General features: G+C 36.1%; 10 protein-coding genes. 8 read left to right on the top strand and 2 right to left on the bottom strand.

The window, feature by feature from the left end:
* Nucleotides 1-260 precede the first annotated feature (260 nt).
* The 8 genes from I5168_RS08535 to I5168_RS08570 all read left to right on the top strand — a co-directional run bounded on the left by I5168_RS08535 (nt 261) and on the right by I5168_RS08570 (nt 17699).
* Complete coding sequence (locus I5168_RS08535) at nt 261-3443, top strand: glycoside hydrolase family 2 TIM barrel-domain containing protein (RefSeq protein ID WP_431471506.1); 3183 nt, start codon at nt 261-263, stop codon at nt 3441-3443.
* 12 nt (nt 3444-3455) lie between these two features.
* Nucleotides 3456-5375 (top strand): carbohydrate-binding protein, encoded by a 1920-nt coding sequence (locus I5168_RS08540; RefSeq protein ID WP_431471507.1) that lies wholly within the window; start codon nt 3456-3458, stop codon nt 5373-5375.
* A 12-nt stretch (nt 5376-5387) separates the two neighbouring features.
* Complete coding sequence (locus I5168_RS08545) at nt 5388-6209, top strand: glycoside hydrolase family 16 protein (protein WP_085774902.1); 822 nt, start codon at nt 5388-5390, stop codon at nt 6207-6209.
* 147 nt (nt 6210-6356) lie between these two features.
* Nucleotides 6357-9806 carry a hypothetical protein gene (locus I5168_RS08550; protein WP_431471508.1) on the top strand — a complete coding sequence of 1150 codons (3450 nt, stop codon included), beginning with the start codon at nt 6357-6359 and terminating at the stop codon, nt 9804-9806.
* Nucleotides 9807-9864: 58 nt separating this feature from the next.
* On the top strand, nt 9865-11127 hold the full coding sequence (locus I5168_RS08555) for a glycosyl hydrolase family 17 protein (protein WP_431471509.1): 1263 nt from the start codon (nt 9865-9867) through the stop codon (nt 11125-11127).
* Nucleotides 11124-12629: a glycoside hydrolase family 30 protein gene (locus I5168_RS08560; protein ID WP_431471510.1), complete on the top strand. Its 1506-nt coding sequence runs from the start codon at nt 11124-11126 to the stop codon at nt 12627-12629. Before I5168_RS08555 ends, I5168_RS08560 begins: the two co-directional genes overlap by 4 nt.
* 3 nt (nt 12630-12632) lie before the next feature.
* Nucleotides 12633-14981 carry an MFS transporter gene (locus I5168_RS08565; RefSeq protein WP_431471511.1) on the top strand — a complete coding sequence of 783 codons (2349 nt, stop codon included), beginning with the start codon at nt 12633-12635 and terminating at the stop codon, nt 14979-14981.
* A gap of 351 nt (nt 14982-15332) precedes the next feature.
* Nucleotides 15333-17699 carry a T9SS type A sorting domain-containing protein gene (locus I5168_RS08570; RefSeq protein ID WP_431471512.1) on the top strand — a complete coding sequence of 789 codons (2367 nt, stop codon included), beginning with the start codon at nt 15333-15335 and terminating at the stop codon, nt 17697-17699.
* A 100-nt stretch (nt 17700-17799) separates the two neighbouring features.
* Here the strand turns inward: I5168_RS08570 and I5168_RS08575 are convergent, their stop codons facing one another.
* Together I5168_RS08575 and I5168_RS08580 are read right to left on the bottom strand one after the other, a co-directional pair.
* Nucleotides 17800-19176 carry an FAD-binding oxidoreductase gene (locus I5168_RS08575; protein WP_431471513.1) on the bottom strand — a complete coding sequence of 459 codons (1377 nt, stop codon included), beginning with the start codon at nt 19174-19176 and terminating at the stop codon, nt 17800-17802.
* Nucleotides 19173-19514: a hypothetical protein gene (locus tag I5168_RS08580; RefSeq protein ID WP_146105019.1), complete on the bottom strand. Its 342-nt coding sequence runs from the start codon at nt 19512-19514 to the stop codon at nt 19173-19175. The genes I5168_RS08575 and I5168_RS08580 overlap by 4 nt, the downstream gene beginning before the upstream one ends.
* Nucleotides 19515-19517: the final 3 nt, after the last annotated feature.

The raw sequence follows: 19517 nt of genomic DNA on the forward strand, positions 1-19517 counted from the left end.
ACATTACCTATACAGAAATCTATAAATACACAAATTTTATCAGCTTGTGATATTTTAAGTATCTGAAAATAAATTAGATAGTATTTTCTACGCTTTCGCGAAAGCGTAACTCTTCAATTACATGTTTGTTGCATTTAAGTAAAGGTGATTTTCTTTTGTTTTTTTAAAACAACTTTTACATTTATCGATGTAAACGTTATCGGTTTGTTAATGACAGCGTTTACGAAAACGTTTTCAATTCATAACCAAATTATTTTTACATGAATAAGAACTTCATATTAACATTCCTTTTACTGGCAGTGGTTTTTCAATTACACGGTCAAAATCAAAAGGTCGAATTAGTTTCAAATGCTAGTGGTCAAACTCTTACCGTAGATGGTCAACCCTTTATGATAAATGGTATGAATTGGGATTATGTTCCGATTGGAGCAAACTATTCTTATGATTTTTGGTCACAACCGGATGACTTTATTAAAGAAGCTCTTGATGCTGAGATGTCGCTGCTGCAAAATATGAACGTTAATACCATAAGAGTGTATAGTGGAATTCAACCTAAATGGGTAACATATATATATGAGAATTATGGAATATACACCCTTCTAAATCATTCATTCGGTAGGTATGGTTTAACTATAGATGGTGTTTGGGTGCCCAACACAGAATATAGCGACCCTAAAACAAAGCGGTTCTTACTAAATGAAGTAAAAAAGCTTGCTAATGAATTTAAGGATACGCCAGGATTATTAATGTTCATGTTAGGTAATGAAAATAATTACGGTTTGTCATGGGGTGGTGCCGAAACTGAAGATGTTCCTATAGGAACTGATGGAACCATTAAAAAGAGAGCTAGGGCTATGTATTCATTAATGAATGAGGCTGTTCTCGAGATAAAATCAATAGTCTCAAACAAACCTGTCGCTATTTGTAATGGGGATTTGTTATTCCTTGAATTAGTCGCAGAACATGCTCCAGATATAGATGTTTACGCAACAAATATGTATCGTGGAGTATCCTTTACCGATGCTTTTGAAAGGGTAAAGAATGAACTTGGCAAACCATTAATGTTCTCAGAATTTGGATCAGATGCTTTTAATGCAATTGCAATGCAGGAAGATCAAAAGATGCAGGCTTATTACATGGTTAATAATTGGAAAGAAATTTATGAAAATGCTGCTGGTTTAGGTAAGGCTCAAAACTCAATAGGTGGATTTACATTCCAGTTCAGTGATGGATGGTGGAAACGAGGACAAACTAAGGATTTAGACATCCATAACACTGAAGCTAGTTGGACTGCTGGTGGTTACACATTAGATACTAAAAATGGATCTAAAAACATGAATGAAGAATGGTTTGGGATTTGTGCAAAAGGTAGACCTAACGCGAGCGGTTTATACACACTATATCCTAGAGCATCTTACTACGCTCTAAAAGATGTACATGATTTAAATCCTTATGCTCCGGGTGTTTCATTAATTACTGTATCTGAATATTTTAAATCAGTAAATCTAATGGAATATGTATTGAAAGCTAGAGGCGATAAAGCTGCGGCCGGAAATGGAGGCGATGGTCAGGTTTTGAGAATAAGTAACCTAAGTGCTAGATTCACTACATTTAATACTGGTGGTGATCTAATTACTACACCAGACAATCCAGATCCTGATAGTAATGCTTTACCTAATCAACTAGGCTTTGATCACATGCAGTCCTACTTTGTCGGAGTTGAAGGAAAGCCAGCTGCCAATATGAGAGCAGAAGTTAATGTAAACATCACAGGTAATGTTGCTCAAAATCCAATTAACGAAATATTCTACGAAAACCGGGTAAGACCTGTAGTGGTTGATGATACTAATGATGAGGAAATTAATATAAACGATTTAAACAGAGTCCAAATTTATCAAGCAGAATTTGAATGGAATGCCAAAGATTTTGATTTAAGGGGATTCTATAGAACAGGTCATTATCATTGGGGTTATGAAGGAGATTTCTTTAATTTATATAGAGAAGCAAACTACGGACCTAATCTTGATATTTATGGAGGAGAATTCCTTGGGGCTGAAATAGACGGGAAAGGAATTTTCGAAGGTTTAAAAGCAGCTGTTGGGCCACAACTTTGGTGGGCAGCAAATCCGACTATGATGTTCAAATACAGGAGACAATTAGGGAAGTGGGATGTAGCTGGTGTTTATCAACGTGATTTTGAACGTGATATTGATATTGATCCGAATACTGGAAGAAGAGTCATTGATCCTGTGCAAGCTCGTAGTGGTATTATACCGCCTTGGCCTACTGAGCGTGCTACGATTGCAGTAAATAGACAAGTTGGTAAATTAGGAATTACTGTAGGAGGAATTTGGGGTGGAAGTCCTCTAAATGGTATAAGCTATCAAGATGTAACAGGAACTTCAGGTAATTATACTGTTTTTGAAGACCGCATTCAATCTTCCGATAATTGGGGTGGAAAACTTAAGCTTACTTATGAAAATGGCAATTTTAGATGGTACGGAATGGCCTCTACAATGGGATTAGTAGCCAATGCTGGATCTGATCAAACTCAGACTTTTACAGGATGGAGGCTTATCGATAGCGGTAGCGGGAATCAAAATAGTGTATTATCAGGTATTGCTTACAATGTTGGAAACTTTCAAATAGCGCCTAATTTCATGTGGCGTAAACCACTAATAGATGCCATGCCTAATGATGTAGATGGACCTGGAAGATTACGTAACTGGATAGACGATCCTTTTGTTGTTAGAGATGGTAATAGAGAAACAACCGCTGGTGAAATTTTGTTCACTTATGACCCAACTCCAGGAACTTGGATGTATGAATGGGATAATGATAGAGCGGAAGATGCAAAGTTTGCGATGAATTTAGGATTTGTTTACCGTCACTTACCTACTACTATGGATGCTCATATTGGATTTCAAGCAGATCGATCCTTTTTGATATTCCCTAATTCAGCACCAGCTGAAGATTTATGGGAAATTCATTCTAGAATGGTATCCAAGGTGAGCCCTGATTTAGGTTTGATCGCAAACTGGTATTATGGTAATGGTCAAGCAAATGGTGATAGCGACAGGTTGATTACACGATATGGTGGTGATCTGCGAGCTATATATAAAAACTTTATGTTACAAGCTCACGCAAAATTTAACGATTGGGGTCCATACGATTACCATCGAGATTTTAACCTGACATTTCCTTATCAATTTATGGTGGATATTTCAACTAGTATCAGTAAACCAGACTGGTTTATATTACCTAGTACTCGTATAGGTATAAGAGGAACTTGGAGATCATTGAATGAATTCTCACCAAGGTATGCACCAGCGGCTATTCCAGCAGATACTTTCCCTCCAATTAATCCGATAAGCGCAGTAGGTTTTCCAGATGGTTTAGAATGGGAAATCAGAACGTACGTTCACATTAACATAGGTCAATAAAAAATGCAAATGATGAAAAATAGAGTATATAAATTAAAAACGTTCGGTAGTTTTTTAGCTTTAATAATGGTATTAATCAGTTGTGAAAGAGATCTTTCTGATGATGCTGTTGAGGCTGGATTTCCAACTACCGGAGAGATTTTTACTGATAATTTTGTAGCTATGGGAAGCAATTTTTACTTTCCATTTCAAGGTGCAAAACCAGATGTTTTTTCAGTCGATAATCAGGTAGCATATGAAAGTAACTCTTCAATAAGAATAGACGTTCCTAATGCAAATGATCCAGACGGTAGTTTTGCTGGTGCTATATTTAGAAGTGATGCTGGACCTAGAGATTTAAGTGGTTACGATGCTTTGACATTTTGGGCTCGCGCAACACAAGGAGTTGCAATAGATGAAATGGGATTTGGCGTTGATTTTGAAGGTGATAGGTTCAGAGTAGCTAGAACTAATGTGAGCCTGAGCACAGCTTGGCAAAAAATTATAATTCCTATTCCTGATGCGTCAAAACTTACTCAAGAAAGAGGTATGTTCTGGTTCAGTGCAGGTACACAAGATACAGGAGGAAATGCCTACACTTTTTGGGTAGATGAGTTACAGTTTGAAAAATTAGGTACCATAGCGCAACCACGACCTCGTATTTTGGAAGGACAAGATCAAGTGACATCTTCTTTTACTGGTAGTGATTTACCTATAGGAGGACTTACTCAAACTTTAAATTCAGCAAATGGAGACATCACGGTTACAGCTGCACCTGCGTATTTTGATTTTTCATCTTCTGATAACAGTGTTGCTACAATTGATTCCAGTGGAATTGCAATGGTAAGTGGACCTGGAACAACTGTTATTTCTGCAAGCCTTGCAGGAATTGATGCAGCAGGATCGTTGACGATCAATTCATTAGGAAATTTTACTAGTGCACCTGTCCCAACAAGAGATCCTAGTAATGTAATATCAGTTTTTAGTGATGCTTACAACAATGTTCCGGTAGATTACTATAATGGATTTTTTACACCAGATGGACAGACCACTCAAGGTGGTGCTCCACCAGCTAATTTTGGTGGTGATAACGTCATAACGTATACAGATTTAAACTTTGTAGGTATAGGAACCTTTCTTAATGTTCCTACTGTAAACGCTTCTTCAATGACTCATATACACGTTGATTTACAAGTACGAGAAACTATTGATCCAGGAGATTTTATTAGACTTCAATTAATTAATAACGTAGGTGGTAATGAAAGTTCTGGAAGCGTAACATTAAGTAGTAATCAATTACAAGAAAACCAATGGGTAGGTTTTGATGTGCCTTTGGCAAATTTTACGGGACTAGCATCTAGAGATCAGTTAGGTTTAATTTTCTTCGTTTCAGATAGTACAATTTCAAATCTTTTTGTTGATAATATTTATTATTATACGGTACCTACATCACCAGTAGTTGCTGCACCTACTCCAGTAGACCCTAGTAGTAATGTAATATCGCTTTATAGTAATGCCTATACTAATGTACCTGTGGACACATTTAGAACTCCTTGGTCTTCTGCTGCAACAACGCTCACTGATGAAGTGATAGCTGGCGATGATGTTAAAAAGTACGCTACCTTAGGCTTTGCTGGAATTGAAACTACGTCAAACACCATTGATGCAACTGGAATGACACATTTTAGAATTGATACTTGGTCGGCAGGTTACACTCAATTTAATATAAAACTCGTTGATTTTGGAGCTAACGGAGTTTTCGGAGGTGGAGATGATACAGAACATGAGGTTAGCATCACCAGTCCAGCGACCGGTCAATGGGTAAGTCATGATATACCGTTATCAGATTTTACTGGATTAGTAAATAGGGACAATATTGCTCAATACATTATTGTGGCACAGCCATTTGAAGGGACTGATGTTTTTGTAGACAATATTTATTTTAGAAATTAAGAAGATCAAATTATGAAAACATATTTGAAGATTTTATTACCAGCTGTTTTTGTAGCAGCCTTTTATTCCTGTGAATCGGATGATCAACAGCAGGTAACTACCATGAATAGATTAGTGCTAGAGGATAATTTTGATAATCCTGGTGCACCAGATTCTAACCTTTGGGATTACAATATTGGTGATGGAACTGCGCAAGGCATTCCTGGATGGGGAAATAATGAATTACAGTATTACACAGATCGAGCAGAAAATGTTATTGTTGAAGACGGTGTTCTTAAAATAACAGCGCTTCAAGAGAATTTTCAAGGTTCTGGATATACAAGTGCACGTATTTTGACAAAGGGTAAGTTTCAAAAAACCTTTGGGAGATTTGAGGCTCGTATGAAGTTACCATGGGGACAAGGAATTTGGCCAGCTTTCTGGTTATTAGGAGATGATAATAATGGAACTCAAGTCTGGCCGCAAATAGGTGAAATTGATATCATGGAGTATCGAGGTCAAGATCCTACCATAGTTTTAGGGACTGTACATGGCCCTGGTTATAGTGGTGCAAATTCGATTTCAAAATCATACGATTTAATGACCGAAAGATTCGATACAGATTTTCACGTTTTTGGAATTGAATGGGGTCCAGATTACATCAATTATTATGTAGATGATGTTTTATATAATCAAATTACTCCCGATGATGTTCCTGGCGAGTGGGTTTTTAATGATAATGAATTTTATATCATAATAAATATGGCCGTTGGTGGATCTTTCGTTGGATCGCCTAGTTCTAGTACCGTTTTTCCACAGGTTTTAGAAGTCGATTATGTACGTGTTTATGAATAGTATGTAGAAAAAATAAATTTTTAATTCAAGCAGGATAGTTTTTGTTTTTACGCTTTCGCGAAAGCGTAACAATATGAAGCTACTAGGACGATTACATGCCGATTGTTCCAAAATGTTTTTTGTAAAATATTGATTATTATTTAGTTAATGAAGTTAGGAAGTCAAAATATTTCTTTTAAAGAAAAGGAAGTTAAGGGAAGTCTTGTTGATATAAAAGGTGAGAGTTACTACAAAATTAGTAATGTAGATGCGATGCGTCCATTCTTTATGAGTATTGTGAGCGCTTACAATCACTGGATGTTTATATCTAGTAATGGAGGTTTAACAGCTGGTCGTAAGAATAGCGATCACGCATTGTTTCCATACTATACAGATGATAAAATAACCAGAAATGCTGATTCTACGGGCAGTAAAACGATCATAAAAGCCACAATTGAGAATGAAACCTACCTGTGGGAACCATTTTCTGATAGGTATGAAGGTATATACAAGACTACCAGAAATCTTTATAAAAATAAATACGGTAATAAAGTACTGTTTGAGGAAATTAATCATGATCTTAAGCTTACCATTAAGTACAGCTGGAACTCATCAGATCAATTTGGTTTTGTAAGAATATCAGAGCTACTCAATCATAATGAAACAGCAATACAATGTGAAATTCTTGATGGATTACAGGATTTATTACCAGCAAATGTAGGAGAGGATTTACAAAAAGCATCTAGCAATCTAGTTGACGCATACAAAAGGTCTGAGCTACATGCAGATTCAGGTATAGGATTACTTACTCTTAGTGCTGTAATCGTAGATAAGGCGGAGCCTAGTGAATCATTGATGGCAAACATATGTTGGTCTCTAGGACTGGATAATGCAACTTATTTACTTTCTAATAGACAAGTCAACGATTTTAGAAAAGGGAAAAGTCTATTCAATGAGTATGATATTAAGGCAGAAAAAGGTGCCTATTTTAATGGTAGTTTCATTGATCTTGAAGCAAATGAATCCAAAGAATGGATGTTTATTGCTGATGTAGATAAAACCATAGGTGATGTTCATGAAATTGCACAACAAATTGAATCTGATAAAAACCTGTATCAAAACATTCTTGCCTCAATTGAAAAAGGAACTGAACAACTTATAGCTTTAACCGCCGCAAGTGACGGGATACAGTTAACTGAGGACCCTTTAATCAATAATAGACATTTTGCAAATACCATGTTTAACATCATGCGTGGTGGAATCTTTGATGAAGGTTATAACATTGAAAAACTTGATTTTAAAAGTTACCTGGAGGAAGCGAATAAACAGGTTTATGCTTCACTGAAGGAGCAAATAGAAAAATTACCTAATGTTTTTACCTTATTTGATTTACAACAGTTTGTAGATGAATCCAGCAATATAGATTTAAAACGCCTGTGTTTAGAATATTTACCTTTAAAATTCAGTAGAAGACATGGAGACCCTAGTCGTCCATGGAATAAATTTTCAATCAATACTCGTGATGAAGTAGATGGGTCAAAGATTCTTGACTATCAAGGTAACTGGCGAGATATTTTCCAGAATTGGGAAGCGCTTGCACACAGTTATCCTGAGTTTATGGAAGGAATGATTCATAAATTTTTAAATGCCACTACGTTTGACGGTTATAATCCTTACCGAGTAACAAAAGGAGGATTTGATTGGGAAACGATTGAAGAAGATGATCCATGGTCTTACATAGGGTATTGGGGCGATCATCAAATCATATACTTACTTAAATTTTTAGAGTTTCAAGAAAATTATCACCCAGGAGAATTAATCAGTTATTTCTCTCAGGAATTATTCGTGTACGCCAACGTACCTTATGTTATCAAACCTTATCAAGACATTTGTAATAACCCTAAGGATACGATTGATTTTGATCATAAGGCACAAGAGTATATAGAGAATCAAAGATTAGAAATAGGAGTAGATGGAGCTTTATTAAAAAGCCAAAACGAAACCATTTATAAGGTTAATTTCTTAGAAAAATTACTTGCAACTGTTCTGGCCAAAATGTCAAACTTCATTCCTGAAGCTGGAATATGGTTAAATACCCAACGACCAGAATGGAATGATGCAAATAATGCTCTAGTAGGTAATGGTGTAAGCATGGTAACTCTCTATTACTTGCGTAGGTTTTTGAACTTCACTCATAAAATACTAGATCAATCAGAAGAAGCTACATATTCTTTTTCGCAAGAATTTGTCGTTTATTTCGAGTCACTGCTTACCACATTAAACAATTATGAGAAAGTTCTTAACGGAGCTATTGATAATAAGACAAGGAAATCAATACTTGATGAATTAGGTATCGCAGCAAGTGAGTACCGTCATTTAATTTATAACCAAAGATTTTCAGGTAATAAAACTGAGGTAAAAACCGATACGGTAAAGAGATTTGTACAAATCTCACTCAAATATTTAGATCATAGTATCGTAGCAAATAAGCGTAAGGATAATTTATACCACGCCTATAACTTGATGACTATAAAGGGTGATGAAATAGAAATTTCTTATTTATCAGAAATGTTAGAAGGTCAGGTGGCAGTGCTCAGCTCTGGATATTTGAATGCCCATAAGTCACTTGATGTACTAAACGCCTTAAAACAAAGTTCTTTATTCCGTGTAGATCAATACAGCTATATACTATATCCCAACAAAGAGCTTAAAGGCTTTACCGATAAGAACATTATTCCAAAACATCTAGTTGAATCTTCTCAATTGATTCAAAAACTAGTAGAAAATAATAACAAGCAAATCATTACTCAGGATGTAATTGGAGATTATCACTTTAGCGGTCAATTTAATAATGTCGATAGCCTTCGAAATTCAATTAAAGAATTAGATGAAAGCTATGCACCGTTGATACATCAAGAGTCTTCTTTACTAGAGGAAATTTTTGAAGAGGTGTTTAATCATAAAGAATTTACTGGTAGATCTGGAACCTTCTTTGGTTATGAAGGTTTAGGGTCGATTTATTGGCATATGGTTTCTAAGCTATTATTAGCTATTCAAGAAACTGTTTTAGCAGCCATAAGAGAAAACATAGATCCTAAAACTATAGGCCTTTTACTAGATCATTACTATGAAGTTCAAGCAGGAATTGGAGTTCATAAAACACCGCAATTATATGGTGCTTTCCCTACAGATCCGTATTCTCACACACCTGCAACAAAAGGAGCACAGCAACCAGGGATGACTGGTCAAGTAAAAGAAGATATACTTTGTAGAATAGGAGAGTTAGGTATCCTCGTGACAGATGGTAAAATTCAATTTGAACCAAAATTGTTAAGAGCTGCCGAATTTCTCACCTCAAGTACAGAATTTAAATATTTAGATGTAAGTCAAGAAGCACAATCTATAGCTATATCTAAAAATTCTCTCGCATTTACCTACTGTCAAGTACCAGTAATTTACCACAAGAGTAAAGAAAATATCATTCGCCTACACCTGTCTGATGGTAATGTTATTGAGCACGGTGAAAGACAACTTACGGCACAGCACAGTAGTGAGATTTTTAAACGATCAGGGCTAGTGAAGATGATAGAAGTACATGTTTTTGAAGATTTAAAATAGAATAGTTTTTACGCTTTCGCGAAAGCGTAAACAATAACCTAAAAATGATAAATAAAAAATGAGAATTCCATTGACATTATTTCTTCTATTACTTCTATTAAATAGTTGTAAAAAAGAAGTCGTGGAACCATCTCAAAAAACCTATAAGAATATGACTGCTCAAGAGTTGTTGTCCCAATCAAATTATCAAGCCATATGCTATGGTGGATACAGGGAAATGACTCGTGATAAGCAACCAACGATCGATCAAATAAAAGAGGATTTAAGAATTTTAAATGCTATGGATGTGAAACTTATTCGCACCTATAACGTACAGTTGCCGCACGCCACCAACGTTTTGAAGGCAATAAGACAACTAAAAGCTGAAAATCCTGATTTTGAAATGTATGTCATGTTAGGGGCATGGATCGATTGTAAAAATGCGTGGACAGGAAAGCCCGTGAACCACGAAATTGAAAGTGAGCAAAATGAAGACGAGATAGCTAGAGCTGTAGCCCTAGCTCAAGAATATCCTGACATTATAAAAATAATCGCAGTAGGAAACGAGGCAATGGTTAAATGGGCGACCAGTTATTATGTCCAGCCAGACATTATCTTAAAATGGGTAAAACATCTCCAGGATCTTAAAAAACAAGGACAGCTACCTACCAATTTATGGATTACAAGTTCAGATAATTTTGCAAGTTGGGGCGGCGGCGATACACAATATCATGTGCCAGATTTGAATGAATTGATACGCGAGGTTGATTTTATCTCCATCCATACTTATCCTATGCATGACACGCATTACAACCCTGTTTTTTGGGGTGTCCAAGAAAATGAAGCGCGTCTTTCTAAAGAAAAGCAAATCGAAATAGTTATGCAGCAATCCTTGCAGTATGCTATTAATCAGTATGAAAGCGTGGTTAATTATGTAAAGAGTATAGGTGAAGATAAACCTGTCTATATAGGTGAAACGGGCTGGGCCAGTTTCTCTAATGAGTTATATGGAAAAACAGGTTCAAAAGCAGTTGATGAATACAAAGCAGGTATTTATTACAAGCTTATAAGAGAATGGTCTATAAAGAATCAGGTTGCTTGTTTCTATTTCGAGGCTTTTGATGAGAAGTGGAAAGACGCTGAAAATCCCCAGGGAAGTGAAAATCACTTCGGATTGTTTTCTGTAAACGGTCAGGCAAAATATGCTTTGTGGGACCTCGTAGATCAAGACCTATTTAAAAATCTCTCTAGAGATGGTAATCCAATCAATAAAACCTTCAACGGAGATGAGATTGCCCTGCTTAAATCAGTGAGTACACCACCAATAAAAAGAGGACAATGATGAAGAAGAGCTTACTTTCCTTACTAGTAATTGGTAGCCTGTTGAGTTGTACAGAGCAAACACCCTTTGATATTACGGTGTATGAAACATCGGCCGCTGGTAATAGTCTTTCTCAGGTTCAAGTTTTTGAACAGTTGGATAGTGTTTCTATCATAAACATTAATCCAGATAAAACTTATCAAAAGATTACTGGATTTGGAGGTGCGTTTACTGAAAGTAGTGCTTATTTATTAAACAATTTGAGTAAATCAAAACGGCGAGAGGTTTTAGAAGCCTATTTCAGTGCAGATGGTGCAAATTATTCCCTAAATAGAACACACATGAATAGCTGTGATTTCTCTTTATCTCAATATTCATATGCTCCTGTAGCAGACGATTTGCAACTACAGCATTTTAGTGTTAAAGAAGATGAGGCCGACATTATACCGATGATTAAAGAGGCTATGGAAATCTCACCCGATGGATTTAAATTGTTTGCATCACCATGGACAGCGCCGCCATGGATGAAGGATAACAAGGAATGGGTAGGAGGAAAGCTACTGCCTGAATATTATGATACGTGGGCATTATTTTTTTCAAAGTACGTAGAAGAATATGAAAAAAGAGGTATTCCTATCTGGGGTTTCACAGTAGAAAATGAACCACACGGTAATGGTAATAATTGGGAAAGCATGCATTACACACCCGAAGAAATGACCCAATTTGTTCAACATCATTTAGGTCCACATCTAGAGCAAAAGGGATATGGCGATAAAATCATTCTAGGTTATGACCAAAATCGTGCAGGAATTAGAGAATGGGTAGATGTAATGTACGCCTCGCAAGAAAGTTCTAAATACTATGATGGTACGGCCATTCACTGGTATGAAAGTACCTATGAAGTCTTTCCAGAAGAATTACAGTATGCGCATGAAAAAGCACCTACTAAATACTTGATTGAAACAGAAGGATGTATTGATAGCGAAGTGCCAGCATGGAAGGATGATGCCTGGTACTGGAAAAAAGAAGCTACCGATTGGGGTTGGGATTGGGCACCAGAGGACCAAAAACATCTGCATCCTAAATACGCTCCAGTAAACCGTTATGCTCGAGACATTATCGGATGTTTGAACAATTGGGTTGACGGTTGGGTAGATTGGAATATGGTTCTAGATAAACAAGGAGGTCCTAACTGGTTTAAAAATTGGTGCGCTGCCCCAGTATTAGTAGATACAGAAAGTGATGAGGTGTATTTCACACCGCTATATTACGTAATGACTCATTTCAGCAGGTTCATAAGACCAGATGCAGTGGTGCTGGATATTAAATGGACTGATACAGATTTAATCGCTACAGCAGCGCAAAACCCAGATGGATCCATTGTGGTAGTAGTTTTTAATGAAGGAGAGAATAAAAAGAACTTTCAACTGGATGTTGAAGATGTTCGCTTTCGCGAAAGCGAAACTAAAATTACTGTAGACGCTCAAGCAATTCAAACGATTGTAATCAAACCTAAAAATTAACTCATGGCTTATTCAACTTCGACAAAGGTCCCTATGGCTCAAAAAATTGCATTTGGTATTGGAATGTTTGCCAATCAAATGTTTCCTGCCATTTTGGGAATTTTTATGGTAGTACTTGTTGAAGATTTAAAGTTCACAGGTTTGTTATGGGCGATGATTTATTTGTTCCCAAGATTATTTGATGCTATAACAGATCCTATTATGGGATTCATCTCTGATAATACCAAATCTAAATGGGGTAGAAGAAGGCAGTATGTTCTAGTAGGAGGAATTGTAATGGGTATCGCGTACATTTTTATGTGGCAACTATTTAAAGAAAATTCTGTTCAGTATAATTTTTGGTACTTCTTTTCGTGGTCTGCGCTTTTTTATCTGGGACTTACTTTATTTAGCGTTCCTTATGTGGCAATGGGCTATGAAATGAGCGAGGATTTTCATGAACGCACTAATATTATGGCGATTGCTCAATGGATAGGTCAATGGGCATGGGTATTTGCGCCATTATTTTGGATTATCATGTATGATGAATCATGGTTTCCATCTGCCGACGTTGCTGCAAGAGAATTAGCGATCTGGGTAGCGATTCCATGTGCTGTTTGTGCCATTGTGCCTGCTCTTTTTATCAAAAGTAAATCTACTTTGAATGAAGATTATGAGCCACTTACATTAAATAATATAGGTGGAAGTTTCATGAAAATTATTGAGAGTTTTAAAGAGGCTTTCAAAATAAAAGAATTTAAAAAGCTATGCATTTCTACCTTTTTTATTTTCAATGCATTCAATACCGTAGCCTCACTTACTTTTTTTGTAATCGTTTATAAACTTTTTAATGGAAATGCAGGTGATGCTGGTATATGGGTTTCCATGTTTGGGTGTTTGGGAGCTCTTGGAACCACCTTTTTAGTAATTCCCGTGGTTGCTCGTATGTCAAAGAAATTTGGTAAGAAAAAGGCCTTCATGATTAGTCAGTTCATTTCCATTATAGGATATGTGATGTTGTATTTTCTTTTTATTCCTGGTAAACCTTGGATGTATATCATTGCCTTACCTTTTTTCTCTTTTGGAATAGGTAGTTTATTTACCATTATGATGTCCATGACTGCCGATGTAATAGACATTGATGAATTAAATTCTGGTAAACGTAGAGAAGGGATTTTTGGTGCTATCTATTGGTGGATGGTTAAAGTAGGATTTGCTATAGCAGGTGCACTAAGTGGCGTAATTATTTGGATCGTAGGATTTGAAGCCGAAATACCTACAGTGGAACAACAAGCATCTGTCGATGGATTGCACGCATTCTTTTGTTTTTTTCCATTAATAGGAACTCTTATTGCCATGTATGTAATGAAAGACTACAGCGTTACTGAAGATCGTGCCAATGCAATAAGGAAAGAATTAGATAAGAGAAAATCTGATATTGAAAATACAAGGGACACTTATGCTTCAAATAATTTTTTGGATGTCAATTCAGAAATTCAACTAGCGCCTTATACTAGTCCATTTAATTTTGATAGGGTTGAGCTACCACAAATTAAACTGATGTTTAGAGAACTTCTAGCTAAAGGAGTTAAGGGATTATCATTTAGTCCCTATGTTAAGGGACAAAATATAGGAGATTTACTTTCTGAAAATCAGATAAGGAGGCGTATGAAAATTATACAACCTCATACTGAGTGGATAAGATCTTTTTCATGTACAGAAGGAAATGAATTGATTCCCAATATCGCTCAGCAATATGGTACTAAAGTTCTTGCAGGAGCATGGATCAGTGAAGATCTAGAACGTAATGAGCAAGAAATCGAGGCATTAATAAAATTGATTCAAAACGATAAAGTACAGGTTGCTGCTGTAGGTAACGAAGTTCTTTTGAGAAATGATATTTCTGAAGAACAACTTATCGAGTACATAAATCGTGTTAAAGCAGCTACAAGTAATAAAGACGTTTTAATAGGCTATGTTGATACCTATTTTGAATATTATCAAAGACCTTCACTAGTTGAGGCTTGTGATATTTTATTAGTCAATTGTTATCCATTTTGGGAAGGAATCGCAATAGATGAATCTTTAGATTATTTAAGAACTATGTATGGTGTTGCCAGCAGTGTTTCTAAAGGTAAAGAAGTTGTTATTGCCGAAACGGGCTGGCCTAGTCAAGGACAGTCGGTTGAGCGCGCACATCCATCTCATTTTAATGCTATCAGATATTTTATTGAAACACAAACCTGGGCTACAGATAATGATGTTTCTGTGTTCCATTTTTCATCATTTGATGAATCATGGAAGGTTCGATTTGAAGGTGAATTAGGAGGAAGATGGGGACTATGGGATGAAAATGAAAAATTAAAATATTAATACGATAATTTAAAATGATGTTGGGACTTGAATGAAACCCTTAGTTGTGATAATTAAACTGAAATTTTTAAGCCTTTGGTAATGACATTTTTAATTAAATACAAAATATTTCAAACGATATAGTTGTGTTTTTAAATGAAATTTTCAACTCAACAAAACCTCAACAAACAGGAACTAATAACGATAAACCATAATAATGGGTTTGTGTTAAAGATTTGAAAATCAAATAATTGAAAATTGTTGTAATAACAAGAATGTTAATTTTAAACTGTATAATTTATGTATTGTGGATTTATAAGGTAACACAATATCAACATATTAACTTTAAACAATAACTTAAACTCGAAAAAAATGAATAAAATTACTTTTTTACTTTTTGTTTTTATAGGGACTATTGGTTTTTCCCAATCTATGCCTATAGACTTTGAAGTTGCCGAAGATGATGCTTGGGGCGCTTTTAATGGAACAGTGGCTACTGTGTTGCAAGATCCTACGGATGCAAGTAATACCGTTTTAGAAATGATAGGTGCAGGAGTTGATTTTGATGGAGCAGCTCTTAATTTGGATACTTATGTTGATTTATCTGATGATGCTAATAACACCATTTCTTTAAGAATTTGGGCTCCAGATGCCACTACTAGAACACATTTATTGAAATTAGAAGGAGGAAGTTCAGGAGCAACAGAGCTTACCTTTACTACTACTATGATGGGATGGCAAACTGTGAATGTTGATTTTGGACCTGGATTAGGTACTGAATATCCAATTATAGTAATATTCACCGATAGCACTCCTGGAAATACAGCTACAGGAACTTATTATATAGATGATATCAATGGGCCCAACGGAGCAGTAATCCCTAATACTCCAGTGCCAGCAACGGCAGCTCCTAATCCTACAGCACCAGCAGCTGAAGTACTTAGTATTTATTCTGATACTGGTGGATATACCAATACTTGGAATGCTGACTATTCTTTTGGATCAGTGAATACAACTGATTTAGGAAATGGATCGGTTAACAATACTTTATTGTTCAATCTTGCTGCTGGTGGATGGGGACAAGGAACAAATACAGTAACGGACATAAGTGCCTACAACTATTTACAATTTGATTATTGGGCCGATTCTAATTCTACAGAAATTAGATTTTTCTTAATTGATGACAATGGTGGTGTTGTTGAATATTGGTATGAGATTGGCGGTAGTGCTCCGCAAGAAGCGATTGCAAATGACACTTGGACTCATGTAGAGATTCCATTGTCTTTCTTTGAGATGAATGCACCTAATAATCAAGCAGGAACTGGTGGTTTTTCTAAGGCAAACTTACTTCAATGGAAGATAGATGCCTCAGATAATTTACAATCTGATTTTGTTTATGTAGATAATATTTATTTCTCTCAAAATCCAGTAAGCGCTGCACCTACAGCACCTACAGTAGCGGCACCGTCGCCTACTGCTCCAGCATCTGAGGTTATAAGTATGTTTAGTAACGTTTATACTGATGTACCAGTAGATACATGGAATACATCATGGAGTGCAGCTACTTTAATGGATGTTCAAATAGCAGGTGACGATGTTAAATTTTACTCTAACCTTAATTTCAACGGTATAGAAACTGTAACTAACTCTATTGATGCTACAACGCCAGGTATGATGTTTTTTAATATGGATGTTTGGACGCCTGATGCGACTGAGTTTAGAATAAAACTAGTAGACTTTTTAGGTGATGGATTTGGTGGAGCAGGTGATACCGAGGCAGAATTAATCTTTACTCCTGCACAAGGTTCATGGGAAACAATTTCCATTCCTTTATCTGACTTTGCTGCTGCTGGTATGACTTCTTTTACAGATATTAGTCAATTAATCATCGCAGCTCAACCTGCCGGTACGGCAACAGTATATGTAGACAATGTATACTTTTCCCAAAATGCTCCAAACTCTACAGGTGGAAATATGCCAGTAGTTGCTGCTCCAGCTCCTACAGCGCCTCAAGTTGATGTAATCAGTTTGTTTAGTAATGTATATAATGATGTTCCTGTTGATACATGGAATACTTCATGGAGTGCAGCTACATTTTCTGATGTTCAGGTAGCCGGAGATGACGTAAAATTGTACGAAAACCTTGATTTTAATGGAATCGAAACAGTAGCAAGTCCAATAAATGCTACGGCAGCAGGAATGATGTACTTCAATATGGACATATGGACACCAGATGCAACATTGTTCAGAATAAAGTTAGTTGACTTTTTAGGTGATGGATTTGGAGGAGCAGGAGATACCGAGGCAGAACTAGCATTCACTCCTGCTACAGGTCAATGGGTGACTTTATCCATACCTTTATCAGACTTTAGCGCTGGTGGAATGACTTCATTCTCAGATATTAATCAATTCATAATTTCTGCACAACCAGCTGGTGGTGCTACGGTCTATGTTGATAATGTTTACTTTTCTGTAAATCAAGTGGCTAGCAATCAAGATGTTGTTTTAAATGATTATACCGTTTATCCAAACCCAAGCGTCAATCAGTGGAATATTACCTCAAGCAATCAATTAATTGAGGAAATAGCTGTCTTTGATTTAACTGGAAAGATGGTGATGAGCAACAAGGTAAATAGTGAATCAATAACTATTGACGCAAGTTCATTGAGACCTGGGATTTATGTAGCACGCGTTACATCGGCTAGCAGTGTTTCAAGTTTAAAATTAGTAAAGGAGTAATTTAGTTTCAAGTTGTAGATTGAAAAAGCCAGCTTTTATAGCTGGCTTTTTTTATAGGGTTTATCATTTTAAATGCTTTCCTAATTCTAACAACTTATACTTAAAAAATCTTACCTGGATTCATGATCCCTTTAGGATCTAATTGGTTTTTAAGCGCTTTCATAATTACAATTTCAGAATCTGATTTGGAAAATTTCAGGTAGGCTTTTTTATGATTTCCTATACCATGTTCTGCGCTTACAGAACCATTTAAAGTTTCAATTTCTTGATATACAAGATGGTCAATAGCTTCTTTGGTTGCTTTACTGGTGTCATTTTTTCCTATCATTAAGTGTATGTTACCATCGGCTACATGGCCAAATGCATATACTTGTGTAGCTATTCCGCTTTCGCGAAAGCGTGAGTAACATCTTGCTATGTAACGTCCTATTTCGGGTATAGGAATACTTATATCAAAATGCTGGTCATAAGGCATGAAATCCACCAAATTATTTACGTCTTCTCTTATTCTAAAGAACCAGTCTACCTCGCTTTGTGATCTCGCTATAACGGCATCTTCAATAATTTCTTCTTCCAGTGCGTTCTCCAATAAATGCTCTAGTAATTGAATGTCTTTATCGGGATGAGCTCCTTGGATTTCGATTAAAACATAATACTCATAGTCGTAGGGAAGTGGTGGTCTTACCGCATCACTGGCACTTGTTAATTGCTCATAGGTGTTTTTCCAGATAAGTTCAAAACCTGTAAGTTTACCTGATGCTCCTGCATCTATATATTTGAGTAATTGGATAACGCTTTCATATTTTTTTAATCCAGCATAAGCAGCATACCTACTTTTAGGTTTTTCTACAAGTTTAACAACTGCTTTAGTGATTATTCCTAGAGTTCCTTCACTTCCTATAAATAGTTGTTTAAGGTCATAACCACTATTATCTTTAATAATTTTACGTAGGTTGGATACTATTGTACCATCAGCTAGTACCACTTCTAAACCTAGGATTAAATGGCGTGTCATGCCATATTTTAAAACACGCAAACCACCAGCATTAGTAGCAATGATCCCACCAATTTGTGCGCTTCCGCGAGCTCCAAAATTTAATGGGAATAATAATTCCTGCTTATCTGTAGCGCGATGTAATTCTTCTAGAATAACGCCAGCTTGTACGGTTGCAGTTCGGCTTTCTGAATCAATTTCTTCTATTTGATTCATTCTTTCGAGAGAAATTACCACGTCGTTCTCTTTGGTTTCAGTGCTACCTACAAGATTTGTTAATCCGCCATGAGTTACTACGGCTAGTCCATGATCATGACAAATTTTAAGGATGGTGCTTACTTGTTGGGTAGATTCTGGTAATAGGACACAAGCTGCTGCTAGTGGCTCATCCATGTGCCATATATGATGATATCGGCTTTTTAAGCCTGCACCATGAATGATTTGTTTAGTAGATAGATGATCGGCAAAAAGGGTATGAATCATCCTTTGAAAATTGATTTCAATACATTCATTAAATGCTGTTCCATGATATCATAACTACCATCGGCAGTAAAAAAGTCTTTAACATCATGTAGGATTTTTTCTACTTGAGGTTTTGATAGGTTGTTATGCTTAACGTATTCCTCAATGCGAACTATACTTTTATAATCTGCATCACGCCTAAAAATTAATAGCATTTCTTCATATCGCTCTTTATCAAAGTGCGTTTGCATCCACTTTAATTCTTCACAAGATTGGGAAATATCAATTTTTGAACAATAAAGAATTAAGTAAACACGAAATTGTTCCATAGTCCAGGATAGGTGGTCGGTAGTCATCATAGC

This window comes from Nonlabens sp. SCSIO 43208 (genome assembly GCF_050703575.1).
GTDB lineage: Bacteria > Bacteroidota > Bacteroidia > Flavobacteriales > Flavobacteriaceae > Nonlabens > Nonlabens tegetincola.